The organism is uncultured Methanobrevibacter sp. (assembly GCF_902788255.1).
Taxonomy (GTDB): domain Archaea; phylum Methanobacteriota; class Methanobacteria; order Methanobacteriales; family Methanobacteriaceae; genus Methanocatella.
Genome location: NZ_CADAJR010000021.1, coordinates 1 through 26,843, shown reverse-complemented (window position 1 = coordinate 26,843; position 26,843 = coordinate 1). Strand labels below are relative to the sequence as shown.

Below are 26,843 nucleotides of genomic sequence, written 5' to 3'. Positions count from 1 at the left end.
TTTAAACTAAATTTTTAATCGAACAATTTATATAATATTAAATCTTATATACTTATTAATTAAAAAAAGCATTTTTAAAGGGAGAATAATGGACATCATAACTAAAGATGACAATACTCAAAAGGTATTTTTAAGTGAAAATGCACTTGATGTTTTGGAAATTCTTGAAGCGCACTATCCATATATTCTGGATTCCATCAAATCCGAAGGTTTCATATTGAAATACAATGAATGCAATCTGTTCAAGGAACTTGTCCATGACAAAAAGGTGGTGGGCTTCTGTTCATACGACTTTTCAAGGGAATTCATCACCGCCGCACTGAACAATATTTATGTACTTCCGGAATACAGGGGAAATAAGTTGCTCTTGTCCGAACTGAAAAAGACAATGGAGGAGCACAACAAGCCCAGCATAATGGAGCCGACCCGTTTTGTCGTTGAACTTTTAATCAAATATGGTTTTGCTTTGAAAGTCAATGACGACATTGTTGCAAGCGCCATTGAGTTTGTCATTCCAGGAAGCCATGTGATGTCCAATGCCGCTTATGACAATGAGGAGCTGTCAACCCATTTTTATGATTTGAGCATTTGCTCAAGCATTCATATTCTTGACTGGAAAAACAAATCCATAGCATATAGTGCCCCTTTGAATGACGACATCCTCCGCTTTGATGGGATTAAACATGTTGATGATGCATATGTGGATAGTCTCATAGATTTTTACATGAAAAATGACGTAAAGCTAATGGAAACCATTTTAAAACTTGAGGAAAACCTTGCCATTAAAAATTACACTCTTGAAGAGATAATAGGTGATGACGACAACTTCTCAATTTACATAGAAAGCATGATTGACGATGCCCACGTCACACGGGAAAAGGCCTTGAAAATCAAACAGCAGATAAAAGAGGAATACGAAGCGGGCATGATATTAAACGAGTCACTTATGATCCGGCTGGAATATCTTTTCAATGAAAATCCTGTACCTACAATAACATCACACATCGAGGTCTGTCCATATTGCAGCATGCCTGTTGATGACCATGACAGGTTCTGCCATTTCTGTGGTATCAATCTTGAATTCGACCTCGAAAGGACTGAGGAAAATCTCTTTGAATATGTCAACACTCATGAAAGTGATTTTAAGGAGGATATCCGTTTCGTCGCATACAAATTCTTAAGGTTGGTTGAATCAAAAATAGAACTTGAATATTCAATATTCACTATTGAACATACATATAACATCAGGTGGGAAAAATTGAATTCATTTTTAAGGGATAATAATTACTTTAATGACAATAAAATCACTTCTGAAGGTTATGTTTTCCTAAATAATCATCCTTTGCATTTTTGGGAGAAATATGGAATGGATATTGTTAACTATAATGATTTTGAAAAGTATTTTTATGAGAACGCTGACTCAAATCCTCATGAAATCTGTTTAAAATATTTAAAACAATTTGGTGATGATGAAGATTTTGTTGAAATTATAACTAAAATTAATAAGGATTGTTTAAAAAATTAACTATTTTTTATATAATTATATATTCTATTTAAAAAAATATAATATTATAATTTTTATTCATTTATTTTTATAAAATAATATTTTTATACTATTAAAACCAATATTAAAGTGTACATTTTAAGTTAATATTCATTAACTTATCTTTGTTTAAAATTATTAAGATTATTTTAACAAATGTATAGGAAAATGGTGTGATAATAAATGAATGAGAAAATGAAATTAGGATTAGTTGCTGCTGTTTCAATTATACTCCTTTTTGTTTTATCATTATGGATTTCAACAACACCGGCAAACGCTGACAATTCCGTTAGATTCGGAATATTAACATTATTACCGCCACTTGTTGCTATAGCATTGGCATTTATTACAAAAGAGACAATATTGTCATTATTCATCGGTGTTTTTGTTGGGGAATTCATGTTATGTTGCAATGATTTAAACATCATCTCAACTATAATCAATGCTTTCCTGGATTTAGGTTCACAGATTATTTCTTGTATGGCAGATCCATGGAATGCAGGAATCATTCTCCAATGTCTTCTCATTGGAGGAGTAATCCAATTGATTACAAAAATGGGTGGGGCAAAGGCTCTTGCTGACGCATTCGCTAAAAGGGCGGACACTCCAAGAAAAGCTCAACTGTTCACATGGGTTTTAGGATTATGTGTATTCTTTGACGATTATGCAAACTCATTGATTGTCGGTCCTATCATGAGGCCGGTAATGGACAAACTTAAAGTATCTAGAGAAAAATTGGCATTTGTTGTGGATGCAACTGCAGCTCCTGTAGCGGGAATTGCAATTATATCCACCTGGATTGGATTAGAAATCAGTTTAATTGCTGCCGGTTTCCAATCAGTTGGTGTGACCAACGTAACCGGATTTGGAATATTCCTTCAAACAATTCCATACAGATTCTACAATATATTTATCCTTTTATTCATTGTAATCTCAGCAATTACATTATATGAATTCGGTCCGATGAAAAAAGCAGAACAAAAAGCACGTGCCAGAAAAGAAGATGAAGAAATCGTTGTTCCTGAAGCACCTGGTTTTGATGAAGTAAAACCAGTTGAAGGAATCAAACTGTCTGTCTGGAATGCAATCATTCCTATTGGAACACTGATTATCGGTGCATTGATAGCATTCTACTGGAGCGGATACACCACCATTTTAGGTGGAGAAGACCAAGCTCTCATTACCTTGATGAAAACTTCACCGTTATCATTCAACGGTATATTTGAAGCATTATCACAATCTGACGCTTCCGTTGCACTCTTCCAGGCTGCACTTCTTGCATCCATCGTTGCAATCGTAATGGCTGTGGGTGAACGCATACTCACCATTGAAGATGCAATATCCGAATGGATCGGCGGTATGAAAACCATCGTTATCACCGGTGTAATCCTGCTTCTTGCATGGTCCCTTGGTGGAGTAATCGGTGAAGTTGGAACCGCTGATTATCTTGTTGGTGTTTTAAGCAGTACCATTCCTGCATGGATTGTACCTTCCCTGATTTTCATATTGGGTGCGCTGATTTCATTTGCAACAGGTACAGCATACGGTACAATGAGTATATTGATGCCATTGGCCATTCCTCTTGCATGGGCTGTAAGTACCGGAGACATGAACTTCACAATCGTATGTACAAGTGGAGTATTGACCGGTGCAATTTTCGGAGACCACTGTTCTCCAATCTCAGATACAACTATCCTTTCATCTATGGGTACAAGCTGTAACCACATTGACCACGTTCAAACACAAATCTATTATGCAATATTCGTTGCTTTAGTAGCAATACTCATTGGTTACATCCCAGCAGGTTTAGGCGTACCGTTCTACGTCTCATTGGTTGCTGGTGTAATCGTGATGTTTGTTGGACTGAGAATACTAGGTGAAAAGGTAGACTTTGAAGAAGTTGAAGAGGCCTCCTCTTAAACTTCACTTATTTTTTTTAATTTTGTTTAAATTTAGGTATGCCTAAAAATATTTATATCATTTTGTATAAATTAATATATATGAACGATAAGGACAATCATCTGCCGCTTTTTGGAGTGGGACCATTTTTAATTTTTCCAATCATTATTGCAACAGCAACTGTAATTTTGTTGTCCTACTACAATATGATTCCCGCATTTAAGTCCAACGGATTGATAATGGCAGTTATTGGAATTGTATTGATTACTTTGGGAATCATTTTCTGGCTACTTGCGGTGTTAAACTCTAGAATCGACAAAAATATCAAATCAAACAAGCTGGTCACAACAGGGATTTACGCTTTGGTTAGACACACAATCTATGCTGCGTTTCTTTATGCAGTGACAGGTTTGACATTCATCTCCAATAATTTGTATCTGTTGATATTGCCTGTAATATGCTGGCTTATTTTGACAATAGCCATGATGAAAACAGAAGAGAAGTGGCTTTCGATAAATTCGGTGAGAGTTATGCCGAGTATTCAAGAAATGTATCAAGATTTGTTCCGTTCTTAAGGATATGATAACATGGGAATTTTTGAAAATATGAGAAAGCCGAAAGGAAAACTTGGAAACATACAATTAAAATCTATGAACAAGGAACACACTCCAGTGGCATTGTGGAACCTGATGCATTTGGACATCAAAAGTGACGATATAATCTTGGATGTCGGATGCGGTGGAGGAATTAACATCAACAGAATGGCATCAAAGGCAAAAAAGGTATATGGCGTTGACTACAGCATTGAAAGTGTCAAACTGTCAAGAGAGGTCAATGAGGAATACGTCAGCAAGGGAAAGGTTGAAGTGCTTGAAGGAAATGTGTTGTCCCTGCCGTTTGATGATGACAAATTTGACATTGTAACAGCATTTGAAACAGTCTATTTCTGGCCAGATATTGAAAAGGCATTTGGTGAAGTTAAAAGGGTTTTAAAACCTGGTGGAATATTCCTGATTGGAATGGAGTCAAACGGATCAGACAATCTTCCTATGAAAATATCTCAAAAACTCATAGACATGACCGTTTATAATGATGAGGAGTTAACTCAATTTTTAGAAAACAACGGTTATGGTGAAATTACAGTATATCTGAGGGACGCAAAAAACAAAGAGGAAATTGTCAAGTCCAATGGTGAGGTAAAAAGGATTGCTGATGACTATAATCATCGGGCGTTTACCGATAAACTGGTAGAATGGATGACAATTGTTGCAAAAAAATAATCAGTATGCATCACAGATATGTTTATATGTGCAGAACTTGCATAAGAATTGTCTTTTAGGATAGAAATTGCCCTTGTTTACTTCATTTCTGACATGGTAGAATGTATCGATTGCCTCATCAATCTCACGTGAATGAAGGAACTTGCGCTTATTTTCCTCATCACATACATCAAGCAACCTTAAACGACCGTTTTTTGTAAAGAATATTCCCACACTTGAAACGTCCCTTTCACAGACATTTTCAACAAGCAACTTATAATAGCACAGTTCACGGCGATACTTTGAAAATGAATTTGAATTTCCGGTCTTGTAGTCGACAACCACTAAATCACCGTTTTCATCCTCAAGAATGATGTCGCATATTCCTGAAAACCGATGTGTTTCATCAAGAAGGTACTCCTCCTGTGAAAACAGCTTGTAGTCGCTTTCAACAAAGACTTCCCTGAAAAATGTTGCCAGATTCTCGATGTGGTTGTCCAGATCATATAGGTTCTCTTCAAAAGCTATCTTAACCAGTTCATTTTCAATGTCAACTCCGTCCAGTTCATCGCCGAACTTTTCAGAGAACTTCTCGGCAATCAGATGCACATTGGTGCCTATCTGCATATAGACATTAGGCTCAACCTCTATTTCATCAATATACTGGAATTTAAACTCCAATGGGCATTTGAGATAGGTATTTATTTTTGATTTGGATAGCTTCATAATAATTTTTTCCTTAATTTTTTTAATCTGGATTCTTTTCCATAACTTTCTACACAGGACTCGAATTTATCTGCATTTTTTGATTTTAACGCACAGCTGTAGATATGTTTATATTTAGGGTCTAACTTATTTTTAAAGTAATCGTCGCCTTCCCACTTCTCTTGGTATTTCAGATAATTCTCTTTTATTTTTTCAAACAACTTTTCCTTTGATGCAGGATCCGCCTTTTTAAATATATTGTAGATATTGATGAAAATCCTGTAGTACAGTTCTTTTTTATGCAGGCTATGATTGTATTCATCACACAAATCAAGCAACATGTTTGTTATATCGATTGTATCCAGTGACTTTAGACTTATTTGGGTTGTTGTGGATTCTGTATGCTTTCTTCGGTTATAGAGAAATTCATCATAAAATACGATTCTTTTAGCCTTAAAAAGTGCTTCTGTAAAAAAGACATTGTCCTCAAAAAGCAGGCCTTCGGGAAATCTGATGTCCCTGATGAATTCATGATTGAATAGGATTCCAGGTTGGCAGACACATAAATTCAGTGCCATTTTTGAAACATCTGAATAGTTGAAGGTTTCATCCCCTACTGCCTCTTTTAGGTATGGCATATTGTAGTAGTCATCATCTATGATTTCGCCGCTGTCTTCATTGAAGTTTCTGATTTTAAACATTACAAAATCGGCATGTTTTTCTTCTATAATATCTAAAACGTCCTCAAGCGCATTATCATTCAGATAATCGTCACTGTCCATAAAGTACATATATTCTCCACAGGCATATTCTAATCCCCTGTTTCTGGCGACTCCGACACCCTGATTTTCTTGTGTGTAAACCTTGACCCTTGTGTCTCTTTTTTCAAAATCGGTTAATATGTCAAGTGATCCGTCGGTTGAGCCGTCATTTACACAGATTATTTCAATGTCTTCAAATGTCTGATTTAAAATGCTGTCAATGCACTGCCTTAGATAGCTTTCGGTATTGTATACGGGAACTATCACTGAAATTTTTACCATAATTCATCAAATCGATATAATTTTTACAATAATCTATTTAATGTTTAAAATATATATTGTTAATTACAATATTTTGGAGAGATTTTAAAATGAAAATTATCGCACTTCAAGCAAGTCCACGTAAAGGTGGAAACTGTGATGTATTAATGGATGAAATGATTAAAGGTATTGAGGAAAACGGCGGGGAAGTAGTAAAATACTACCTTGAAAAATGTGACATTGCACCATGTAAGGCATGCATGCACTGTGCTGAAAACCCTGAATGTATCCGTAAAGATGACGGTAATGAAATTATTCAGGCATTACTCGATGCTGACGGTGTAATATTTGCAACACCTATCTACTATGGTCAAATGACTGCACAAGGTAAACTTATCATTGACCGTTTCTATAAAATCGGAAAATTCAATGATGAATCCCTATCAGGTAAGGCTGCATTGATTTTCACTGAAAACCAACCTGAAGGAACATATGGACAGTACATTGAACTGACTAAAGCTTCACCATTTGCATTCGTCGGATATGAAGTACTTGGCCATGTTGATGCCGGTTCAGCAGGACCTGCAGGTATCGTTGCAGAAGAACAAGAAAACAAACTTAAAGAAGCATACGAGTTAGGTTTAAAATTCTAAAACCTAATACTTTTTTTTTACTTTTTTGTTGTAAACTACAACAGTTTTATATACTATTTTTAACAAAGTCTTAACTATGTCAGAATTAAATTTAACCAGCGAATGGGATAAGGTATTTCCCAAATCAGAAAAAGTACACCATGAAAAGGTAACTTTCACCAACAGATACGGAATAACATTGGCTGCTGATTTATACAAACCATTGGAAGCTGAAGACAAATTGCCTGCAATTGCGGTTTGCGGTCCATTCGGTGCAGTCAAGGAACAGTCATCAGGACTATATGCACAAAAACTTGCAGAAAACGGATTTTTGACAATAGCTTTTGACCCGTCATTCACCGGTGAAAGCGGAGGTTTTCCAAGATACATGGCATCTCCCGACATCAACACAGAAGATTTCCAGGCTGCTGTTGACTTTTTGGTCACCAACGATGAAGTCGATGCAGAAAGGGTTGGAATCCTCGGTATCTGCGGATGGGGAGGAATGGCATTAAATGCGGCTAGCTTGGACACCCGTATCAAGGCTACTGTAACCTCAACAATGTACAACATGACCCGTATCAACGCAAAAGGATATTTTGACGAGGCAGACAGTGCGGATGCAAGATATGAAATGAAAGTAATGCTCAACAATCAGAGAACCGAAGACTTTAAAAACGGCGAGTATGCCATGGGTGGGGGTGTAGTCGATCCACTTCCTGATGATGCGCCATTCTTTGTAAAGGACTATTATGACTACTATAAAACCGAAAGGGGTTATCACAAACGTTCACTCAACTCCAATGACGGATGGACAGCAATAGGTACAATGTCATTCATATCACAGCCTATAATTGCATATTCCGATGAAATCAGGTCTGCTGTTTTAATCATCCATGGGGAAAAGGCACACTCATGCTATTTCTCAAAAGATGAGTTTGAGAAACTGACAGGTGACAACAAGGAACTGATGATCATCCCTGAAGCTGTTCACACAGACCTCTATGATGATATGGACATCATTCCATTTGACAAAATTATTGAATTTTATAATAAAAATTTATAAAGTTCTTCTTTTTTTTTTAAAAACATTTAATGATTATCAAACCAAAACCAAATGATAATAAGCAATGAAGTTCAAAATATCATTATGGGTTTAGGTTCATTTTTCAAAAGAGGAAAAAAGCAAAAAGAGGATGTTGTCGAGGAATGTCACATCGACATTAACGTTGATGACTGTGACGGATGTGAAAAATGCTCAGTTGCATGTCCGAACAATGTGTTGATGCTTGCTGATGATGTGATGTCCGTTCGTGATGCGCAGGTGTGCAAAAGCTGCAGGGTTTGCGTTGCAATATGTCCGAGTGACTGCATTACAGTCAACTGATTTTTTCACGTATTGTATCGATGAAACTTCTGTTTTCAAACTTGATTATTCTGGTAATCTTATCTGATTTTTTAATTTTTATTGTATCATCACTGAATACCTCAATTGCTATGCCGTCATATAGAACATAGGATGTGGTGTCATCCCTAAGTTCGTTTATTTTAATTTCTATTGTAGAATTGTCTGACAATATTATGCTTCTGTTTATTACGGTATGGGGAGCAATTGGTGTTAATGTTATTATCTCAGCTGTCGGATCAACGATAGGTCCTCCGCATGAGAGGTTATATGCTGTTGAGCCGGTTGGTGTGCAGACCAGAATCCCGTCTGCTGTATATGAGTTTATAAGCTTGCCATCAACTATTGCATCAAACCTCACGACGCCGGAAATGTTTTTAGAAATTGCTATCTCATTCAATGATTCGGGAATTTCAATGATTTCTCCGTTATTTCTGATTATTTCTCCCTCAAGCATCATCCTGTCTTCAATGTAATATTCACCCTCAATAATATTTTTCAAAATCAATCTGATATCCTCAGGATTAACTTCGGTAAGATAGCCCAGTGTACCGGTATTAATTCCCACTATTGGCTTGTCGGATAATCTTGCGGTCTTTAGAAATGTTCCGTCACCGCCAATGGAAAAGATTATGTCGGCATCACCGATTTCATTTGTAACCTCAATATCCAAGTCATTGGCATGTCTGATTAAGTCATCTCTTGTTTTCAGGGCAATTTCTTTATAATTGTCGGTTTTGATGAATATTTTCATAATCATAATTTGGACTGCATCACTAAAATATTTTTCTTGCATAATCCTTAAAAGCAGAAGGGATAATTTGACATGATTGAATAATGATTTCAATTATTTAAAAAGCATCTTTAAAATATCGACAACAGAAATAAAAAACAATTATTGTGAATTGACTCATCCACATTAGAATATTCAAAATGGTTGAAATCCATATATTTTTGCAAAAATACATTAATTAAAAAACAAATATATTTAATCAACAATAAATTTTGGAGAAAAAAGATGATATATTCAACTGAAATTGAAAATATGTGTCCTGTTAGAAAAGGTGCAAATCACGACCCTGCTCCAATTCCTGAAGAGGGAAAATGGGTTAAAGCAAAGGAAGTAAGTGACATTTCCGGTTTTACCCACGGTATCGGATGGTGCGCTCCACAGCAAGGATGCTGCAAACTGACATTAAACGTTAAGGATGGAATTATTGAAGAGGCACTGGTTGAAACCCTGGGATGCTCAGGTATGACACACTCAGCAGCTATGGCCGGTGAGATACTTGTTGGAAAGACAATCCTTGAGGCATTGAACACCGACCTTGTGTGTGATGCAATCAACACCGCAATGCGTGAACTCTTCCTGCAAATCGTTTACGGAAGAACCCAGTCAGCATTCTCTGAAGGAGGACTTCAAATCGGTGCGGGTCTTGAAGATTTAGGTAAAGGCCACAGAAGTCAGGTGGGAACAATATACTCCACCAAGGCTAAAGGTCCGAGATACCTTGAACTTACAGAAGGTTACATCACAGAAATCGGACTTGATGAAGATAATGAAATCATAGGTTACAAATACATAAACCTGGGAGTCATGTTGGATGCAATCAAAGAGGGTGTTGACCCGATGGAAGCCATTGAAAAGGCAACCGGTCAGTACGGAAGATTTGATGATGCAGTCAAAAAAATAGATCCAAGGAGTGAATAAGCATGAGTTTATTTGAAAGTTATGAAAGAAGAATCGACCAGATCACTCCAGTACTTGAGAAATATGGTATCAAGGACCTTGAAGAAGCAAAACAGATTTGTCTCGACAAAGGGTTTGACCCGTATGAAATCGTTAAGGGCGTTCAGCCAATATGTTTTGAAAATGCATGCTGGGCATATACATTAGGCGCTGCAATAGCCATTAAACAAGGATGCACAAAAGCTTCCGATGCCGCAAAGGCTATCGGTGAAGGACTTCAGGCATTCTGCATACCTGGAAGTGTGGCTGATGACAGGCAAGTGGGATTAGGTCACGGAAACCTTGCATCAATGCTTTTAAGTGATGAAAGTGAATGTTTCGCATTTCTTGCAGGCCATGAAAGTTTTGCGGCTGCAGAAGGTGCAATAGGAATTGCAAACTCAGCTAATGAAGTGCGTGAAAAACCTTTAAGGGTTATACTAAACGGTCTTGGTAAGGATGCCGCACTCATAATTTCAAGAATCAACGGATTCACACATGTTGAAACCGAATTTGACTATTTCACTGGTGAAGTGAAAGTCGTCAAGGAAAAGGCATACTCCGACGGTGAACGTGCAAAAGTCAGATGCTACGGTGCCGATGATGTGCGTGAAGGAGTGGCTATCATGCATCTTGAAGGGGTTGACGTATCTATTACCGGTAATTCAACAAACCCTACACGTTTCCAACACCCTGTAGCCGGAACCTACAAGAAGGAATGTCTCCTTCAGGGTAAAAAATACTTCTCAGTAGCTTCAGGTGGAGGAACAGGAAGGACACTTCACCCTGACAACATGGCGGCAGGACCTGCATCCTATGGTATGACAGATACATTAGGTAGAATGCACTCCGATGCGCAGTTTGCCGGATCATCATCAGTACCTGCCCACGTTGAAATGATGGGACTTATTGGTATGGGCAACAATCCGATGGTAGGTGCTTCCGTAGCTGTGGCAGTTGCCGTTGAAAAGGCAATGAAATAAGGGAATCATTTCCCTTTTCTTTTTTTTAGGAGTCATAATAATGTCAACAATGTGGGGATTGACCGTTAGGGGAATCTGTGAACTTGACGGCAAGGTACTGCTTTTGAAGGTCCGTTCACGCTCATCACATGATGCAAACAAATGGGAGATTCCAGGCGGAAAGGTCAAGAAATGTGAATATTTCGATGAGGCCCTCAAAAGGGAATACCTTGAGGAAACCGGCCTTGAAATAGACATCAAATCATTGCATAATGTTGTAAGAAATGACTATACCGCATGCAAGACCTCAGAGGAGGTAAAGTCAATCCAGCTTATAATGAAAGTCACTTGCCAAAGCGATGAGATAACAATCAGCAGGGAACATGACGACTACGGATGGTTCAGCTGGGATGAAATTGATGAAATGATTGAGAATGGCTTGCTGACTCCTGCTGCGGCCAATGCATTTGGAAAAAATTAAGATAACTTAAACACAATTTATATAATCAATGATATTAAATATTAATCTGATAGTATGTTAGAGTGGACAATCTGTACAAAATGTGGAAAAGTTCTGGACAATTCAAAGGACATCTGTCCAAGCTGCAACAGCAAAACCAAAAAGCTTAACATGGATTTTTTTAAAAATCATTTGGCTAACTTGACTTTTCTGATAAAGACTTTGGACATTGATTTGGTAAAGGATTATTGTCCACAGATTAAATCACAGGATGCATCCCTAAATGTCATAGTTCTTGATGACCTGTTTAAATATTTCACATATCTCAGTTGGGGTGATGGAAAAATCACCGACAACGAATTGACATTTATCAATGATTTGCTTGATGCGAACTACTCAATTGATGATTTGCAGAGTCTTTCAGACAGCACTCCCGATGATTTGCCGCTGTCATTTGAGTGTCTGCATGAACTGGACCTGTTTGCACAGGAGTTTGACATGTATGCCGTAAAGTCCTGCAATGAACTATTCAACTCGTATAAGTTCCTGGGCAAGTTCTTCATAACTGTTGACGGTGAACTCAATCCGGAAGTGCTTGACAAATATAATAAGTACATTGATGATTTGGAAAACGCCTTGGGAGATTATCTCGTTGAAGATGACGGCATGACCTATCAGCTTCCTAAAAACATCACACAACCGAAAGAGGAGGAGGAACACCACTCAATCGATGAATATCTTGATGAGCTGAACAGGCTTGTCGGTCTTGAAAAGGTCAAAAAGGATGTAAACTCATTGATCAATCTCGTGCAGATTAGAAAACTCAGAAAAGACCGTGGAATAAAACAGCCTCCAATGAGTCTTCATCTGGTTTTCAGTGGAAATCCTGGAACAGGTAAGACAACAGTTGCAAGACTTCTGTCAAAGATATATCATGAAATCGGACTTCTCTCCAAGGGACATCTGATTGAAACCGACAGGTCAGGCCTTGTAGGCGGATATGTGGGACAGACCGCAATTAAAACAAAGGATGTAATAGACCAGGCAATGGGCGGAATACTCTTTATCGATGAGGCATATTCCCTTGCATCATCTTCCGAAAATGACTACGGCAAGGAAGCTATAGATACGATATTGAAGGCCATGGAGGACAATCGTGATGATTTGATTGTCATAGTAGCCGGATATCCGGAACTCATGGACAGGTTCCTTCATTCAAATCCAGGTCTGGAGTCAAGGTTCAACAAGTTCATATTCTTTGAGGATTACAATGCCGATGAGCTCTATGACATATTCATGCTCATGTGCGAAGGGGCTAACCTGAGTCTTGATGATGCCGCAGATGACTACGCGCACCAGTATTTCACAAAAATGTATGAACACAAGCCTGCCAATTTCGCTAACGGAAGGGCCGTTCGGAATTTCTTTGAAGAGGTAATTACCTCACAGGCCAATCGTCTGGCACCGCAAAAGGATATAACTGATGAGGAATTAAATACATTAACATATGAAGATTTTTTAGTTGAGGATTAACATGTCAAAAATATGCGAAAACTGCGGAAAGACAGTAAATGATGATGCAAAGTTCTGTCCATACTGCAAAAACAAGACATTTAGAAACAAGTACGAAGTTACAACTCCAAATGATAATATTGTCCATAAGGCATTTTATTGGCAATATTCTGGAGGTAGCGTATTGTCCAAAACAAAGATAGCTTCAATAAGCGTGTTTGCATTTTTCTTTTTAATGTGGCTATTTTCGGGTGCACCTCCAATATTTGTGGTAATAACATTAATCTTTGCATTGGCAACATACCTGTTAGGTTTTGCAATCCACAAGTTCCTTGGGGAACCCTCATTCAATAAGATCAGATACAATGACTACGGCCTGATTCAGGATCTAAAACATTTACTGTTCTATTGGCAGGACAGGACAGGAGGATATATTTTATCCAAAACCAAAATATTTTCATTTGCAGTATTTCTATTGGTATTTGGCTTGGGTTTGACCACATTTAACACATTGGTGGTCTTTTCAGCAATATTGCTTGCACTTCTTTTTGAAATTCCAGTGTTTGTCTTGGGTTTTCTCATACACAAGTTGACATTGTCCGATACATCCCAACATGAACTGCCCGAAAAGAAAGTCAAGCCCAAAAAGGTTAAGGAAGTCAAAAAGGTTGAAACCGCAAGCTCAAATCCACAGGTTATTCCGGAATATGTCGGATATCTCTCACAGCTGGATGATTTAAATGGCAAGTTCGCTTCCAAGGAAAAGTCCGCACGTGATTTGATTGAAAAAAGATTTGAACCGCCTCAACTGACATATACACGTTTCATCAGTGGAGTGGATAAGTCAAGCGAGTTGTTTAAAAAACATTCTGATTCAGCATATACGATGATAAACCTTGCAGATGAGTATTCACCAAGAATTGCCGGCGAGGTTGAAACAAAAATAGATATTTTAAAGTCAATCATTGAAAAGCTGGATGATTTGTCTAACGAATTGATACTGAATAACAATCTGTCCAATAAGGATGATGTCGACAATCTGATTAATGACATGGACAATCTGATTGATTCAGTAAAAGACTATGAGCAATGATGGCTTTTGTTATCATCATTATTTTTTTAAAGGGAGTTTAGTTTTCAAATGCTCTCTCACAATTTTTAAATATATATTAACTATTAAACTATCAAACAATGTGGCAGTATAGCAATTATTCAAAAATAAGTCCTGTGGCCCAAAGGAATTTCCCGTTTAAAAATCCGAGAGATGACCAGCTGGAAACCATTTCAGAGATAATCGATGCAATAAACAGGGGCTATAAATATATCATTCTCGAAGCGGGGACAGGTACTGGCAAGTCCGCTATAGCTGCAACATTATCATCAATATATGATTCATCATATATACTGACTGTCACAAAACAGCTGCAGGACCAGTATCTTGAGGATTTCACCAATATGAGTCTTGTAAAGGGCAGGAAAAACTTCAGATGCCGAAGGGATATGTCATTGACCTGTGATGATGGAAAATGCATACTTGAAGCCGATCCATGTGAAAACCCAAAAACGGACTGTGATTATTATATCCAGAAATTCAAGGCTTTAAACTCAAAAACCGTAATTTCAAATTATCATTACATGTTTTTGGAGCTTAATTATGTTAATGATTTTACCAGAAGGGAACTGATGATATTTGACGAGGCACATAACCTGGAAAATGTGCTGATGAGCCAGCTGAAACTTGAATTTTCCATTGCCGACCTGAAGCACTACCTTAAGCTTGACATTGAAGACGAACTGATATACGAACTGGACAATGGGGACTATGACGTGTGGCTTCTGTTTATCCAGGAGATTAATGACAACTTTCAAAAGGAACTGGATAAGATAATAAATGTTTCAAAACCACATCTAATAGAGAAGATATCATATATCAAACAAAGGATAAGCGACTGCAACAGATTTATTGAAAACATCACCTATGATCCGTACAGTTGGGTTTTTGACTACAACACTGATTATGAGATACTGGAATTCAAGCCTCTCAAAGTCGATAACTATGCGCAGAATACGCTATTTGAATATGCGGACGTTTGCATTTTCATGAGTGCGACAATACTTGACTACAAGTTCTTTTCAAAATGTCTGGGAATCAGTGAAAGTGAAGTATATGCAATCAGGCGCAAAAGCCCATTCGACTTAAACAGAAATCCAATCAAGACATTTGAGGAGTATGACCTGTCCCATAAGACAATCAGGGATAATGCTCCGAAGACATTGAATGTCATAGAAAAGATTCTAGACAATCATGGGGATGAAAAGGGCATGATTCATACGGTCAGCACCACATGTAAGGATTTTATCGTTGACAATTTGAACGATTCACGTCTGATTGAGCACAATACTCAAAACCGTGCTGAAGTATTAAAGGATTTTAAGGACTCTAAGGATCCATTAGTCTTAATATCTCCATCGATGAATGAGGGTGTTGACCTTCCGGGGGACTTGTGCCGTTTTCAGATCATATACAAATTGCCGTATCCTGATTTGAGGGACAAGCAGATCAGATTAAGGGCGAATGCGGATGAGGATTGGTATAACTATAAGACATCCCTTGCACTGGTCCAGACCTATGGAAGGGGGATGAGATTTGAGGATGATTACTGCATCACCTATTTTATCGATTCGAGAATAAGGCAATTCATTAAATCCGACAAGTTCATGCCAGATTCATTTAAATATTTAATCGAACAAAATACTTCTTGATGACAAACCATAAACACTTGAGGGTAGTGATTGAAGATATCTACTCCAACAATAACGAACTGACTGAAGAGCTGACATTGAGATTAATTAATGAGTTTAGATACTCAAACCTGTATATTCCTGCAAAAAGGGATGAATTCAGTCTGAATTTTATCATTTATGAAGATGACAATGGACTGAAACTGACACCATTATTCACAGATCCTGATGAATTCAAGAAGTTTTTCAAGGATGAGGACAGCATTGAACTTATGCAGAATTCATTCGAGCTATACCAGAATATTCTCCACACCACAGATATTGAAGGTTATATCCTAAATCCTGCAACCGAGAAGTATGTTTTTACCAAGGAATTCATCCTTAAAATAAAAAATATACCAAAGACCAATTTCTATTCAACCAATACCTACAGCATAGAGGAGCTGAAAGGTTTGAAAAATTCCAAAAATGATGCCCTGGAAAGTTTCATTGCTAACAGACAAAATGTTGGAAACTATGAGGCATTGTTCGAAGTGCTTGCAAACTCAAGGCCATTGACAATGATGGTATCTGATATCGACTTATCCTCAAAGGCCAAGGAGGGAGTCATTTCCATGATGGATTCAGGACCATTGGCACAGATGTATACCGATAATGTTGGAGGGGTTTATGCCACAATATTTTCCAGTGAGGAAAAGATGAAAATAGTTGAAACAGACAAGTTCAAATATTCTCAGGTTGTAAACCTTGCGATGCTTGTAAATTTTGTTCTTTCTGAAGACATGGAGGGCATAGTCCTAAATCCGGGAAGCGATGACGTGTTGATTCCAAGGGTCACACTTTTGAGATATTCTCTCGGTTTTGAAAAATTTGCCCATGATGAGAAACTCTCAGATACAATATATTACATGTTTTTAATTGATGAATAACAACTCAATATCAAAATTGAAGTCAATTTGTATTTTACAAGTTAAAAGCAATATTGTACTGGCTTCATATGGTAAAATATATATTCTATAAGATTTAAATTACTATATGGGATTGTGTCGGTGACAATCCCACGATTCTCGAGTAGTGACTAAAGAACCCCATTCAATTCTTTTTTTAGGTACAATTTTTTTAAGATGTGATGGTGACGAAATGGGGTTCTTTACAAAATTTTAATAGTTACTTTTTTTATATTAATTACTATGTCAGAATTATCAGAGTTAATTAGAATCAACAAAAGTATAGAAAATCAAAACAAGGAAATCATCCGTCTTTTAAAAATCATTGCAGGAGAAGCCGACTATGCTGATAGGTCAGGGTATGTGTATCCTGAATTTGAGGATGATACTCCTGAAGTGGAAGATAAATTTGAAGAATTTGAAAATCTATTGGATAATGAGATTGCAGTTGGGGAAGTATATTTCATGGACGGTGACATCTACAGGTATAGTATTGAAAATAATGAAGGAGTCATTGATAATTTAATGGGTGGGGAGGTAACTACCAATTTTAGTGCAGTGGAAAAAATTTCTAATGAATCCATTGGCCGAAATGAAAGCATTGATGATGGAACAGTAATACTCACCAACTCAAGTAAAGGAAACTTGCCAAAAACTTTGCAGATATGTCATGAGCAGGGTGCAAAAAAGGTTTTCATTCCATGGGATCAGATGATGGAACTCTTGGGTGCGCCGGATACATTGCAAAGAATTCTGAAACTTAACTTCTATAGAAACGATGAGCAATTGATTGAAAAATTATTTGAGAACGATAATGGAGAATAGATTATGTCAAAATATTGTCCCTCTTGCGGTGAAGAATTGGTTGATAATGCCAAGTTCTGTAAAAATTGCGGAAAGAATTTGGAAAATATTGAAAATCCTCAAGATGTTAACACATCTCAAAGTTTTCAGGTTCCGGTTGTTGAAAATGACCATAAAGCAGCAGTTATAGTTGGTTATGTTTTAGCTGTTCTGATACCATTATTCGGATTCATTGTTGGAATCTATTTGATTACCAGAAACGACTCACAGAATGCCAAAAAGCACGGTAAATATGTTATTATAGTTGCGGCGATAGTCTGGTTCATTTCATTCATGTTGATTCGTTAAAAAAAGAAAAATTATGATGATTTGTTAAAATCATCAATTGCTGAGTCAACCAGATTGATTACTGACTGTGATAAATCAGGATATGAGTCATTGATAGGTACCGGGATGTTGTCGCAGTATACCACTTCAAGACCGTGTGCAATTGCATCCTTGGTTGCAACATCCACTGCAGCTGCCTTAAGCTCGGTCAGCATGACATCAGCCTTGTCCATATATTTCTGCATATCCTCACGTAAAAGCGGTCTGTTGGAAAGGTGTGCTGTTGTACCAACAACTTCACAGTTGTAGTTGCTTTCAAGATATTCCACAAGTTTGTCCTTGACATCTTCAGGTGCGGTGGTTGCAAACAATACCTTTTTGCCGGTAATGTCATCCAATGGTTTTGGCCTGAATACTGTTGAGATTACGACGGCATCTGGATTTACATCATTTACAAACTCTTCTATTTCTTTAACCTTTTCATCTGAACACATTGGCTCTTCACACATTGTCAGTATTACAAGATCTCCAAGACCAACCCTATATGGTCCAAAGTATGTTGTAAGATTTTCTATCGGTTGGTTTGCACCGATCAATGCTATTTTCTTGTTTGTTTTAATTGGAGGTATTGCAGCTCCGCTTCCCTCAAATATTGCAAATTTGGACTCAACCTCATTGGCCAGACGGGCACCCTTTTTCATGTTGGTCATGAATACCTCACCCGCCATTCCTCCACCACAGCGGCGACATCCTATGGTTAGAATCCTGCTCATAAGAGCGTCTTCCCAATGGTCACTTGCAGCATGGACTCCCTTTTCGGACTGTTCTAGAAGGAATTCTGCATTTATTTCCAGCTCTTCCCCATGTACGATTTCAGGCTCTTCAGGTCCACCCCTTCCCATTGCAACTACACATGGTTCATAGCCGTTTTTATCAATCAATCTGGATACAAAACCTGAAACAGCGGTTTTTCCTATTCTTTTTCCTGTACCGAGAATTGTCAATGATGGCTTTTCCATAATTTCATACTGTGTTGTAGGCTCAAATTTGAAGTCGGGGCCTTCATAGCTTATTCCTTCATTTAAAACCTTGCATGCTATCTTGAACCTTTTGGGATAATCGAGTATAGGTTCATCGCTTAAGTCGAATACTGTATCGATTTCATATTTTCTAATCATTTCCACAATGATATCATAAGGTATGTCCTTGTCCTTTGCAAACTGAACGGGCATTCCCAGCTTTTCGGAGTATGACTCTTCTGAATCGTCTCTGAGCTTTTCAGTTCCTCCAATGAATACTGCACCTCTAATATCAATGTGTTCCAAATTATTCAATGTATCTATCGCTTGCTGTGTGACCGGCAGGTAATGTTCGCCGTCAACTAAACATAGCATTTTGGTTAGGGATTTCATAAGTATAGTATATTTTTAATAAATTAAAAGTTTAATTATTATTATGGAAATTAACATTGGAGAAACTCATATCCGATTGACGACAGATTTGGCAAATCATGATTTGTACGCATATATTCTTTCAATAAGAAGGGATCTTAAAAACTACATTTTAGGAAATGATGATTTTCTGATTTCAATGGAACCTGTAAAATTGGATGGTGAGAATCTGCCCTTGATTGTAGGAAGAATGCATGAGTCTTCCTGTCTTGCCGATGTAGGTCCGATGGCATGCGTTGCCGGAACGATTTCTGAGTTGTCCCTTAATTATCTGATTTCCAATGGTTCCGTACATTCAATTGTTGAAAACGGTGGTGACATTGCACTTATTAACTCCCGCAAGGTTCTGTGCGGAATATATTCTAACAATGATGTTTTGGGAAATGAGATTGCATTCGAGATTAAAAAAAGAAAAAGTCCTCTTGGAATCTGCACATCCTCCGGAAAAATCGGTCATTCAATCAGTTTCGGCCAATCGGATAGTGTAACTGTCATTTCAAACTCCCCTTCCCTGGCGGATGGTCTTGCAACAAGAATTGCCAATGAGGTCAATGGCATGACCAGTGAGGATAAGGTTTATCATGCGTTGGAGTGTGCTGAAAACTACCGGGACCTATTCCAAGGTGTTCTTGTCATTTCGGATGACAATGTTGGAACCGTCGGAAAGCTTCCGAATATAATCGAGACACAAAATTTTGATGTTAATATTAAAAGATAGTTGATTAAATTTAATTTAACTTGATAAGCCATATATGTAATAAATTTTTGAATGCAAGATTTAAATATGATTAATATATAATATTAATGTATATAATTAAGGAGTTAATTTTTAACTAACTGAAATTAGTTAAATAAGGGTTAGATATCTATGTATAAAGACGAAATGATACAAATGCACCAATTTTTAGTATATGTTTTAAAATATTTAGCTGAAGATGACCAAATAAAAAATGACTGTAGTGAATATATCTCCCTCAAAATTAGTCCCCATCACATTCATAAGACAAAAGCTGAACATAAGCATGCGATATTTGTTTTATGCAAAATTATCTCTGAGATAATTGCTGATAGGGAAGATAATCCAATTCCTGAAAATGTTCGCAACTCACTTTCTGATTTAGTTAAAAGATCAGAAGCTGAGCTTCATGCCGAATAATTTTCAAAAATTTTTTTATACTTTTTTTTACACAAATTTTAATAATATTTATATTCAATATTTTAATAATTAATTATATAATAAAAATTAACACGTGTGATATTTTGAAATCTTTTGAATTTTTATCTATAAAAAGACAGGAAAAACCAAGAGAATGTGGAATAACAATGGTTTTGGACAAAGGATTAGGTCTTGAAACCGCAGAAAGCCTAATGGAAATATCCGGTGAGTATGTTGACTATCTTAAATTTGGATGGGGAACATCAATCGTGCATGAACAGGATATTATCAGAAAAAAGGTCAGTATGTACCAGTCCCATGACATAACCCCATACACTGGAGGAACCTTGTTTGAGTTGGCCTACATGAATGACAAGCTCAATGAATACTTTGAAGAAGCACACAATTTGGGCTTTAATGCAATTGAGATATCCGACGGGTCAATACAGATTCCTCATGACAGAAAAGTTGAATGCATAGAAATGGCCAGGGATGAAGGATTTGAGGTGCTGTCCGAAGTTGGGAAAAAGGACCCTAATCTTGACAAGGAACTTACACTTGACGAAAGAATAGAATATATGCAGGAAGAGCTGGATGCCGGTTCATCACTGATTATTGTAGAAGCCAGGGAAGGCGGAAAAAACATTGGAATATTTGACAAGTCCGGAAACGCAAAGGAAGATGAAATTGACTATATACTTGACAACTTTGACGGCAGCAAACTCCTCTGGGAGGCTCCGAACAAGGACCAGCAGGTATTTTTCATATTGAAGTTGGGAAACACTGTTAACCTTGGTAACGTTTCAACTGATGATATAACTTCACTTGAAACCTTAAGAAGAGGTTTAAGGGGAGATACTGTAGGAAAAATATGATTTAGATTAATGGAGAGTAGCATATGAAAACTAAAACCATCAGCCAAATAAATGAAAAAATCAATAATGGCGAAGCCAATATCTACACGGCTGAAGAATTCAAAAAGCTGATTAAAAAGGATGATGCACCTGACTTTGATGAGGTTGATGTTGTAACCGCAGGAACCTGTGGTGTAATGAGCGGAACCGCTGCAATACTTAACTTTATCGTCTCTCCTCCTGGAGAGTTCATAAGGGCAAATGAGGTGTACCTGAACGGGGTTCCTGCATATGCGGGACCATGTCCAAACGAATGGTTGGGATCTGTGGATGTGATACTTCACGGTACTGCCCATTCGATATATGATGAAAATTACGGCGGAGGATTTCTTTTAAAGGATCTTTTAGAAGGAAAATCTATTGATGTAAGGGTGGAAAGCGCCGAAGGAAAAACAATCGAAAATACAATAACAAAAGATGACATTACACGTGGACAGATTATAGGTGCGCGTATGGCATTCAAGAATTATACTGCATTTACAAACCCAAACAAGGAATCAGTAAAATCAATATTTGCGGCAATACCTCTTGAAGGAAACCTCAGGGGACTGACATTTTCAGGCTGCGGTGATTTAAACCCACTTCAAAACGATATCCCTCACAATGTAATCAGGGAAGGTTGCAGGGTTCTTGTAAACGGAGCTCAAGGGTATGTTCTGGGTGACGGAACAAGGTCCAGTGCTGAAAAGCCAAACCTCATGCTTTCAGCAGACCTGTTTGAAATGGATCCATATTACCTTGGAGGATTCAAGACTGGTCAGGGCGGAGAAATCTACGACACTGTTGCAATACCGATACCTGTTCTTTCGGAGGAAATATACAAAAACCTGCTAGTAACCGATGACATGATTGACCTTCCTGTTGCAGACATCAAGGGACGTCATTTGCCGTTGGACAATACCAACTACGCCTGCATGTGGGACGGCAACGATTTAAGGCCAAAGTATGACAGTGACAAATGCAGTAACTGTGATGATTGTATCGTTGAAAGCGTATGCCCTACTAATGCCTTCAGGGACAGGAAATTTAACCTTGTCTACTGTTTTGGATGCGGAATGTGTGCAAACTACTGCAGGAATGATGCATTTGACATGAAAACAGGTAGTGTGGACTTGAATATCAATAATGAGGATGTAAGTCTGCCAATCATCTGCAGACAATCAGACAGGTTAAGGGCAAACAAGTTGTCTTTAAAGCTTAAACAACAAATTGAAAACAGGGAATTTATATTATGACCACTCAAAAGATTACCGATTCCCCAATTGATTTTGCAGAAAAAATCATAGAGGATGTTAAAAACTCCAAGGATGAAGGTGTATTGAAATGCGTGCAGTGTGGAATGTGCACATCAACATGTCCTGCCGCAAGACACTCAAATTACAATCCAAGAGACATCATGGAGAGAGTTCTTGAAGGTGATGAGACAATTCTTGCGGATGACAATATCTGGAACTGTTTCTACTGCTATACCTGTCACAGCGTATGTCCTGTTGGAAACAGTGTATGTGAGGTAAACCAAATCCTGAAGCAGATTGCAATATCCTCTGAAATCGGTTATGAAAAGCTGTATGAATATCTCGGTTTTGCAGATTCATATTTTACAGCCGCAATCGGTGCAATTCCTGAAAGGTTCTTCCCGGACATTGACCGTGACGTTGATGGATGGTGGGACTTCAGACAGAACCTTGATGAAATCAGGCGGGAACTGGAGCTTGATCCTCCACTGATGCCTGATGAGGAAGTAATAGATGAGGTAAGTAAGATTTTAACAATCACTGGTTTTAAGGATAAAATCGAAAAGATAAGGCAAAGCGAGGAGGAAGGAAAATGAAGGATGTTCCAGATAGCAATATTCTTCTTTTTAGAAGTTGTCTTGTAAGCGTTGAATATCCTGGTGTTGAGGCATCTACAAAATTTGTATTTGACAAGCTGGGTGTTGACTATGAGATATCTCCAAAACAGACCTGCTGTACCGGTCTTGGACATTACTCCGATGTGTTCTCACAGATTGACACAACAGCAATCGGAGCCCGTAATTTCCGTATTGCAAAAGATATCGGAAGGCCAAATCTTGTCATGATGTGTGCGACATGCTATGCCATCAACAAAAAGTCAGTGAAACTCTTGAACAAGAAGGATGATTTAAGAGAGCATATCAATCAGCTGTTTGATGATAATGGATTGGGTCATCTCAAATATGAAAAGGATGACTTGAAACCGACAGAAAACATTTTCCATGTGGTTGATATCTTATATGCTAAAAAGGACAGAATTAAAGAGAATATCAAATATGATTTAAGCGGATACAAAATCGCAACCCATCACGGATGCCACTACTGCAAGGTGCACTATGAGGATACAATAGGTGGTGTGCGAGACCCGAATATTATGGATGAGATTATTGAGGAATGTGGCTGTCATACTATTGGATGGTATGACCATAAGAGGGCCACCTGTGGAACAGGATTTAGACAAAGGTATTCAAATCCCGAACTGTCATTCACGGCAACTGCAGACAAGATGAATGCAATAGCCGATGAGGATGTTGACATAATGGTGCACCTGTGCCCTAATTGTCATATACAGTTCGACAGGTATCAGGATTTGATTGCAAAAAGGGAAGGCAGAAAATTCAAGGCAATACATTTGAATATTGCACAGTTCATTGCCCTTGCCATGGGCGGGGACTTTGATAAGGTAATAGGTGTCAAGGCACATACAGTACCTATAGATTCTATCATTAAGGATTTGAGGGAGGTTAAAAATGAGGGATGATTTAAAAGTTGGCGTGTTTTTATGTGAATGTGGAGGCAACATTTCAGACATTGTGGATTTGGATGAAGTAAGGGCCTCCCTGGATGTTGAATTTATCGGGCAGTTCGAGAACCTATGCTCACTCAATGGTCGAAAAATTATACGTGATGCAATATTTGACCATGACCTTGACCGTGTTGTGGTGGCGGCATGCTCACCGATAAGCCATGAAAAAACATTCCAGGATTATGTAAAACCTCTAAATCCTTATCTGATGGATATGGCCAATATTCGTGAACAGTGTTCATGGGTGCATGACGACAAGAAGCGTGCAACCGCAAAGGCAATAACACTGATAAATGCATCAATCGAAAAGGTAAAGCAGTCTGATGCCGTAGATCCTATTTACTGCCAGACACCTGATGAGGTTGCGGTAATCGGTGGAGGAATAGCGGGCATGAATGCAGCGCTTTCCCTTGCAAAACAGGGTACCAAGGTCACATTAATAGAGCAGTCCCCTTCAATCGGTGGGCACATGGCAAAGATAGGTAAGGTATTCTCCCCGGTAAAGATAGCTGAGGAGTGTGGAATGTGTCTTTTAAATCCGATTTTGAATGAGCTTGTGTGGAACGACAACATTGAAGTGTTGACAAACACAAAGGTCATCGAAGCTGAAAGGCGTGCCGGAACATATAACCTGATATTGGAGCAGTCCCCTCGCTATGTTGATACCGATAAATGTATTGCATGCGGAAAATGTGCAGAGGCATGTGAGGTTGAGGTTCCAAATGACTGGAATGACAATCTTTCAATGAGAAAGGCAATCTACAGGCCATTCGGACAGTCATATCCTGAAGCGTATGTGATAGATATGGACAACTGTTCAAAATGCAGCGAATGTGTCAAGGCATGTACAATGAAGGCGATACGCCTTAGGGGAAGGTCTGAAAGGATTCCTCTGCAGGTGGGTTCAATCGTGGTTGCAACAGGACATAAGCTCTTTGACATGGAAAAACGTCCGGAATACGGATACACCCGTTATGATGATGTCATAACCCAGTCTGAACTTGGACGTATCACCGGTGTAAACGGTCCGACAAAGGGTAAGCTATTGAAATCCAACGGTGAAGTGCCGAAGCGTGTAGTCATGATACAGTGTGTGGGTTCACGTGATGAAAAGCCTGACGGACACAAGTACTGCTCAAAGATATGCTGCACTGTAGCTCTCAAGAATGCAAACATCATAAAGCACAAGTATCCCGACACTGATGTCTTGATATGCTATACTGATGTTAGGACTCCTGGAATGTTTGAAAAGTACTATAAACACACCCAGGGAAATGAGGTCAGGTTCCTGCGTGGACGTCCTGGAGAGGTTGTCAAGAAAGGTGACAACTTCATAGTCAGAACAGAGGATACTCTTAAGGGAGAGTTTGTTGAAATCGAGGCTGACATGGTGGTGTTGTCCACTGCAATGGAGCCTTCAGAGGGTACACGGGAGATTGCGGAGATACTTAATGTTGGTGTAACCGAAGACGGTTTCATCAAGGAGTCCCATCCGAAAATCAAACCTGTTGCAACAGATGTTCAGGGAATATTTGTCTGCGGAACAGCCCATGAGCCAAAAGACATAACCGATTCAATCATGCAGGCAACCGCCGCAGCATCAAAGGTAGGTGAATACAATTATGGTGGTGTTGAAATCGAGCCGTTCATTGCGGAAATCGACACTGAGAAATGTACCGTCTGCGGTGAATGTATCGAGAGATGCAAGTATAAGTCAATGAGCATTCAGAATGATGAGATATATATCGATCCTATGAGTTGTACTGGATGCGGAAAATGTCTTGTTGGATGCAAACAGAGGGCAATTACTGTAAATGGTAACATTGATGAGAAGATCATTTCCACAATCAAGGGAGCACTGTCTAAAAAGCAGGAAGGCGAACGTATGATTCTGGTCTTTTTGGACAATATAGGATACACTGCTGCAGACAATATTGGGGTAAACAGGCTTCACTATCCTGAATCCATACATATCATCAAGGTCATCTCAGTTAACCGTGTAAGGCCAAGACATATCAAATATGCATTGGAAAACGGTGCCGATGGAGTGTTCATCGGGGAGTTCCCTGGCGATTTGATGTATGATGAGGTGGAACGTAAAATCAACAGGGTAAAAGACAGACTTGAAGAATTGGGCGAAAACCCTGAAAGAATTACCTTTTCAAAGGTATATATTCCATACTTCTCAGGTCTTGCTCGCAAATTCAATGAATTTGATGCAAAGATTGCTGAGTTGGATGAAGCCGAATTATGATAGATGATTATTCATCTATTATCTCTTTTTCTTTTTTTTAAATGCAAGTGAGTGCTTACATTCGAAAAACTTTATAAATAACTAATTTTAAATTATATAATACAAATTTAACCCTTAGAGGTGATAATATGGGTTTAAATAGAATTTTAAATAATAAAATTCATGATATTTTTGAAGAGCCTGAAACTAAAGTGCGTCTTCTTGAACAACCTCGCCTTATAGAAGGTGAGGATTCCTAGAGTTTTATTTTTATTGCTCAATCGTTTATTGAGTATTTTCTAGGCTATCCCCGCGGAACCA

General features: G+C 38.2%; 27 protein-coding genes. 23 read left to right on the top strand and 4 right to left on the bottom strand.

The window, feature by feature from the left end; translation table 11 throughout:
• Positions 1-88 precede the first annotated feature (88 nt).
• The 4 genes from QZV03_RS06800 (at position 89) to QZV03_RS06785 (ending at position 4,722) form a co-directional block, all read left to right on the top strand.
• Positions 89-1,525 carry a GNAT family N-acetyltransferase gene (locus QZV03_RS06800; protein WP_296875199.1) on the top strand — a complete coding sequence of 479 codons (1,437 nt, stop codon included), beginning with the start codon at positions 89-91 and terminating at the stop codon, positions 1,523-1,525.
• Positions 1,526-1,726: 201 nt separating this feature from the next.
• Positions 1,727-3,463 (top strand): Na+/H+ antiporter NhaC family protein, encoded by a 1,737-nt coding sequence (locus QZV03_RS06795; protein ID WP_296875197.1) that lies wholly within the window; start codon positions 1,727-1,729, stop codon positions 3,461-3,463.
• Between the two features lie 80 nt (positions 3,464-3,543).
• Positions 3,544-4,017: an isoprenylcysteine carboxylmethyltransferase family protein gene (locus QZV03_RS06790; RefSeq protein WP_296875195.1), complete on the top strand. Its 474-nt coding sequence runs from the start codon at positions 3,544-3,546 to the stop codon at positions 4,015-4,017.
• A gap of 12 nt (positions 4,018-4,029) precedes the next feature.
• Positions 4,030-4,722: a class I SAM-dependent methyltransferase gene (locus tag QZV03_RS06785; RefSeq protein WP_296875193.1), complete on the top strand. Its 693-nt coding sequence runs from the start codon at positions 4,030-4,032 to the stop codon at positions 4,720-4,722.
• Here the strand turns inward: QZV03_RS06785 and QZV03_RS06780 are convergent, their stop codons facing one another.
• Both QZV03_RS06780 and QZV03_RS06775 read right to left on the bottom strand, forming a co-directional pair.
• The gene (locus QZV03_RS06780; RefSeq protein WP_296875191.1) at positions 4,723-5,427 is read right to left on the bottom strand and encodes a PD-(D/E)XK nuclease family protein; all 705 of its coding nucleotides are present in this window, start codon (positions 5,425-5,427) and stop codon (positions 4,723-4,725) included. It abuts the gene before it with no gap.
• Positions 5,424-6,449 carry a glycosyltransferase gene (locus QZV03_RS06775; protein ID WP_296875189.1) on the bottom strand — a complete coding sequence of 342 codons (1,026 nt, stop codon included), beginning with the start codon at positions 6,447-6,449 and terminating at the stop codon, positions 5,424-5,426. Before QZV03_RS06775 ends, QZV03_RS06780 begins: the two co-directional genes overlap by 4 nt.
• Positions 6,450-6,538: 89 nt before the next feature.
• Between QZV03_RS06775 and QZV03_RS06770 the strand changes: the two genes are divergently transcribed.
• The 3 genes from QZV03_RS06770 to QZV03_RS06760 all read left to right on the top strand — a co-directional run bounded on the left by QZV03_RS06770 (position 6,539) and on the right by QZV03_RS06760 (position 8,447).
• Complete coding sequence (locus QZV03_RS06770; RefSeq protein ID WP_296875187.1) at positions 6,539-7,081, top strand: flavodoxin family protein; 543 nt, start codon at positions 6,539-6,541, stop codon at positions 7,079-7,081.
• Positions 7,082-7,157: 76 nt separating this feature from the next.
• Complete coding sequence (locus QZV03_RS06765) at positions 7,158-8,126, top strand: alpha/beta hydrolase (RefSeq protein ID WP_296875185.1); 969 nt, start codon at positions 7,158-7,160, stop codon at positions 8,124-8,126.
• Positions 8,127-8,210: 84 nt separating this feature from the next.
• Positions 8,211-8,447, top strand: coding sequence for a 4Fe-4S binding protein (locus QZV03_RS06760; RefSeq protein WP_296875182.1), 237 nt, complete (start codon positions 8,211-8,213; stop codon positions 8,445-8,447).
• Here QZV03_RS06760 and QZV03_RS06755 read toward each other — a convergent pair.
• Positions 8,440-9,225 carry an NAD(+)/NADH kinase gene (locus tag QZV03_RS06755; RefSeq protein ID WP_296875181.1) on the bottom strand — a complete coding sequence of 262 codons (786 nt, stop codon included), beginning with the start codon at positions 9,223-9,225 and terminating at the stop codon, positions 8,440-8,442. The two genes, QZV03_RS06760 and QZV03_RS06755, sit on opposite strands and share 8 nt — an antisense overlap.
• A gap of 258 nt (positions 9,226-9,483) precedes the next feature.
• Here QZV03_RS06755 and QZV03_RS06750 point away from each other — a divergent pair, with 258 nt between their 5' ends.
• From QZV03_RS06750 to QZV03_RS06710, 9 genes are all read left to right on the top strand, one after another.
• Positions 9,484-10,176: an iron-sulfur cluster assembly scaffold protein gene (locus tag QZV03_RS06750; RefSeq protein ID WP_296875179.1), complete on the top strand. Its 693-nt coding sequence runs from the start codon at positions 9,484-9,486 to the stop codon at positions 10,174-10,176.
• Between the two features lie 2 nt (positions 10,177-10,178).
• On the top strand, positions 10,179-11,177 hold the full coding sequence (locus QZV03_RS06745) for a GGGtGRT protein (protein ID WP_296875176.1): 999 nt from the start codon (positions 10,179-10,181) through the stop codon (positions 11,175-11,177).
• 40 nt (positions 11,178-11,217) lie between these two features.
• A complete protein-coding gene (locus tag QZV03_RS06740) occupies positions 11,218-11,637 on the top strand; it encodes an NUDIX domain-containing protein (RefSeq protein WP_296875172.1) in 420 nt (139 codons plus the stop codon).
• Between the two features lie 54 nt (positions 11,638-11,691).
• Complete coding sequence (locus QZV03_RS06735; protein WP_296875168.1) at positions 11,692-13,149, top strand: AAA family ATPase; 1,458 nt, start codon at positions 11,692-11,694, stop codon at positions 13,147-13,149.
• Between the two features lies 1 nt (position 13,150).
• Positions 13,151-14,221, top strand: a complete 1,071-nt coding sequence (locus QZV03_RS06730) for a zinc ribbon domain-containing protein (protein ID WP_296875164.1) — start codon at positions 13,151-13,153, stop codon at positions 14,219-14,221.
• 98 nt (positions 14,222-14,319) lie between these two features.
• Positions 14,320-15,891 (top strand): helicase C-terminal domain-containing protein, encoded by a 1,572-nt coding sequence (locus QZV03_RS06725; RefSeq protein WP_296875160.1) that lies wholly within the window; start codon positions 14,320-14,322, stop codon positions 15,889-15,891.
• Entirely contained in the window at positions 15,891-16,799 is a 909-nt protein-coding gene (locus QZV03_RS06720) for an SseB family protein (RefSeq protein WP_296875159.1), read from the top strand. The genes QZV03_RS06725 and QZV03_RS06720 overlap by 1 nt, the downstream gene beginning before the upstream one ends.
• A gap of 261 nt (positions 16,800-17,060) precedes the next feature.
• Positions 17,061-17,642 carry a hypothetical protein gene (locus QZV03_RS06715; RefSeq protein ID WP_296875157.1) on the top strand — a complete coding sequence of 194 codons (582 nt, stop codon included), beginning with the start codon at positions 17,061-17,063 and terminating at the stop codon, positions 17,640-17,642.
• Positions 17,643-17,645: 3 nt separating this feature from the next.
• On the top strand, positions 17,646-17,969 hold the full coding sequence (locus tag QZV03_RS06710) for a zinc-ribbon domain-containing protein (RefSeq protein ID WP_296875155.1): 324 nt from the start codon (positions 17,646-17,648) through the stop codon (positions 17,967-17,969).
• A gap of 11 nt (positions 17,970-17,980) precedes the next feature.
• On the opposite strand, the gene QZV03_RS06705 is transcribed toward QZV03_RS06710, so the two are convergent.
• Positions 17,981-19,360, bottom strand: a complete 1,380-nt coding sequence (locus QZV03_RS06705) for a 2,3-diphosphoglycerate synthetase (protein ID WP_296875153.1) — start codon at positions 19,358-19,360, stop codon at positions 17,981-17,983.
• Between the two features lie 34 nt (positions 19,361-19,394).
• Between QZV03_RS06705 and QZV03_RS06700 the strand changes: the two genes are divergently transcribed.
• The 7 genes from QZV03_RS06700 (at position 19,395) to hdrA (ending at position 26,543) form a co-directional block, all read left to right on the top strand.
• On the top strand, positions 19,395-20,117 hold the full coding sequence (locus QZV03_RS06700; RefSeq protein ID WP_394350679.1) for a UPF0280 family protein: 723 nt from the start codon (positions 19,395-19,397) through the stop codon (positions 20,115-20,117).
• 150 nt (positions 20,118-20,267) lie between these two features.
• On the top strand, positions 20,268-20,555 hold the full coding sequence (locus tag QZV03_RS06695; protein ID WP_296875149.1) for a UPF0058 family protein: 288 nt from the start codon (positions 20,268-20,270) through the stop codon (positions 20,553-20,555).
• 104 nt (positions 20,556-20,659) lie between these two features.
• A complete protein-coding gene (gene comA, locus QZV03_RS06690) occupies positions 20,660-21,430 on the top strand; it encodes a phosphosulfolactate synthase (RefSeq protein WP_296875147.1) in 771 nt (256 codons plus the stop codon).
• Positions 21,431-21,453: 23 nt separating this feature from the next.
• Positions 21,454-22,704: a methanogenesis marker 16 metalloprotein gene (locus QZV03_RS06685; protein WP_296875144.1), complete on the top strand. Its 1,251-nt coding sequence runs from the start codon at positions 21,454-21,456 to the stop codon at positions 22,702-22,704.
• Positions 22,701-23,300, top strand: a complete 600-nt coding sequence (hdrC, locus tag QZV03_RS06680) for a ferredoxin:CoB-CoM heterodisulfide reductase subunit HdrC (RefSeq protein WP_296875141.1) — start codon at positions 22,701-22,703, stop codon at positions 23,298-23,300. Before QZV03_RS06685 ends, hdrC begins: the two co-directional genes overlap by 4 nt.
• Entirely contained in the window at positions 23,297-24,244 is a 948-nt protein-coding gene (hdrB, locus tag QZV03_RS06675; RefSeq protein ID WP_296875140.1) for a ferredoxin:CoB-CoM heterodisulfide reductase subunit HdrB, read from the top strand. Before hdrC ends, hdrB begins: the two co-directional genes overlap by 4 nt.
• Positions 24,234-26,543, top strand: a complete 2,310-nt coding sequence (gene hdrA / locus QZV03_RS06670) for a ferredoxin:CoB-CoM heterodisulfide reductase subunit HdrA (protein ID WP_296875137.1) — start codon at positions 24,234-24,236, stop codon at positions 26,541-26,543. The genes hdrB and hdrA overlap by 11 nt, the downstream gene beginning before the upstream one ends.
• The last annotated feature ends 300 nt before the right edge of the window (positions 26,544-26,843 follow it).

Bases quoted from the DNA above. Each gene is read 5' to 3' on its own strand.
- QZV03_RS06720 (WP_296875159.1), top strand. From the start codon at position 15,891: ATGACAAACCATAAACACTTGAGGGTAGTGATTGAAGATATCTACTCC.
- QZV03_RS06780 (WP_296875191.1), bottom strand. From the start codon at position 5,427: ATGAAGCTATCCAAATCAAAAATAAATACCTATCTCAAATGCCCATTG.
- QZV03_RS06740 (WP_296875172.1), top strand. From the start codon at position 11,218: ATGTCAACAATGTGGGGATTGACCGTTAGGGGAATCTGTGAACTTGAC.
- QZV03_RS06725 (WP_296875160.1), top strand. From the start codon at position 14,320: ATGTGGCAGTATAGCAATTATTCAAAAATAAGTCCTGTGGCCCAAAGG.
- QZV03_RS06755 (WP_296875181.1), bottom strand. From the start codon at position 9,225: ATGATTATGAAAATATTCATCAAAACCGACAATTATAAAGAAATTGCC.
- QZV03_RS06775 (WP_296875189.1), bottom strand. From the start codon at position 6,449: ATGGTAAAAATTTCAGTGATAGTTCCCGTATACAATACCGAAAGCTAT.
- QZV03_RS06745 (WP_296875176.1), top strand. From the start codon at position 10,179: ATGAGTTTATTTGAAAGTTATGAAAGAAGAATCGACCAGATCACTCCA.
- QZV03_RS06705 (WP_296875153.1), bottom strand. From the start codon at position 19,360: ATGAAATCCCTAACCAAAATGCTATGTTTAGTTGACGGCGAACATTAC.
- QZV03_RS06795 (WP_296875197.1), top strand. From the start codon at position 1,727: ATGAATGAGAAAATGAAATTAGGATTAGTTGCTGCTGTTTCAATTATA.
- QZV03_RS06790 (WP_296875195.1), top strand. From the start codon at position 3,544: ATGAACGATAAGGACAATCATCTGCCGCTTTTTGGAGTGGGACCATTT.
- QZV03_RS06730 (WP_296875164.1), top strand. From the start codon at position 13,151: ATGTCAAAAATATGCGAAAACTGCGGAAAGACAGTAAATGATGATGCA.
- QZV03_RS06785 (WP_296875193.1), top strand. From the start codon at position 4,030: ATGGGAATTTTTGAAAATATGAGAAAGCCGAAAGGAAAACTTGGAAAC.
- QZV03_RS06695 (WP_296875149.1), top strand. From the start codon at position 20,268: ATGTATAAAGACGAAATGATACAAATGCACCAATTTTTAGTATATGTT.
- hdrA (WP_296875137.1), top strand. From the start codon at position 24,234: ATGAGGGATGATTTAAAAGTTGGCGTGTTTTTATGTGAATGTGGAGGC.
- hdrB (WP_296875140.1), top strand. From the start codon at position 23,297: ATGAAGGATGTTCCAGATAGCAATATTCTTCTTTTTAGAAGTTGTCTT.
- QZV03_RS06770 (WP_296875187.1), top strand. From the start codon at position 6,539: ATGAAAATTATCGCACTTCAAGCAAGTCCACGTAAAGGTGGAAACTGT.
- QZV03_RS06715 (WP_296875157.1), top strand. From the start codon at position 17,061: ATGTCAGAATTATCAGAGTTAATTAGAATCAACAAAAGTATAGAAAAT.
- QZV03_RS06765 (WP_296875185.1), top strand. From the start codon at position 7,158: ATGTCAGAATTAAATTTAACCAGCGAATGGGATAAGGTATTTCCCAAA.
- QZV03_RS06735 (WP_296875168.1), top strand. From the start codon at position 11,692: ATGTTAGAGTGGACAATCTGTACAAAATGTGGAAAAGTTCTGGACAAT.
- hdrC (WP_296875141.1), top strand. From the start codon at position 22,701: ATGACCACTCAAAAGATTACCGATTCCCCAATTGATTTTGCAGAAAAA.
- QZV03_RS06800 (WP_296875199.1), top strand. From the start codon at position 89: ATGGACATCATAACTAAAGATGACAATACTCAAAAGGTATTTTTAAGT.
- QZV03_RS06685 (WP_296875144.1), top strand. From the start codon at position 21,454: ATGAAAACTAAAACCATCAGCCAAATAAATGAAAAAATCAATAATGGC.
- QZV03_RS06750 (WP_296875179.1), top strand. From the start codon at position 9,484: ATGATATATTCAACTGAAATTGAAAATATGTGTCCTGTTAGAAAAGGT.
- QZV03_RS06760 (WP_296875182.1), top strand. From the start codon at position 8,211: ATGGGTTTAGGTTCATTTTTCAAAAGAGGAAAAAAGCAAAAAGAGGAT.
- QZV03_RS06710 (WP_296875155.1), top strand. From the start codon at position 17,646: ATGTCAAAATATTGTCCCTCTTGCGGTGAAGAATTGGTTGATAATGCC.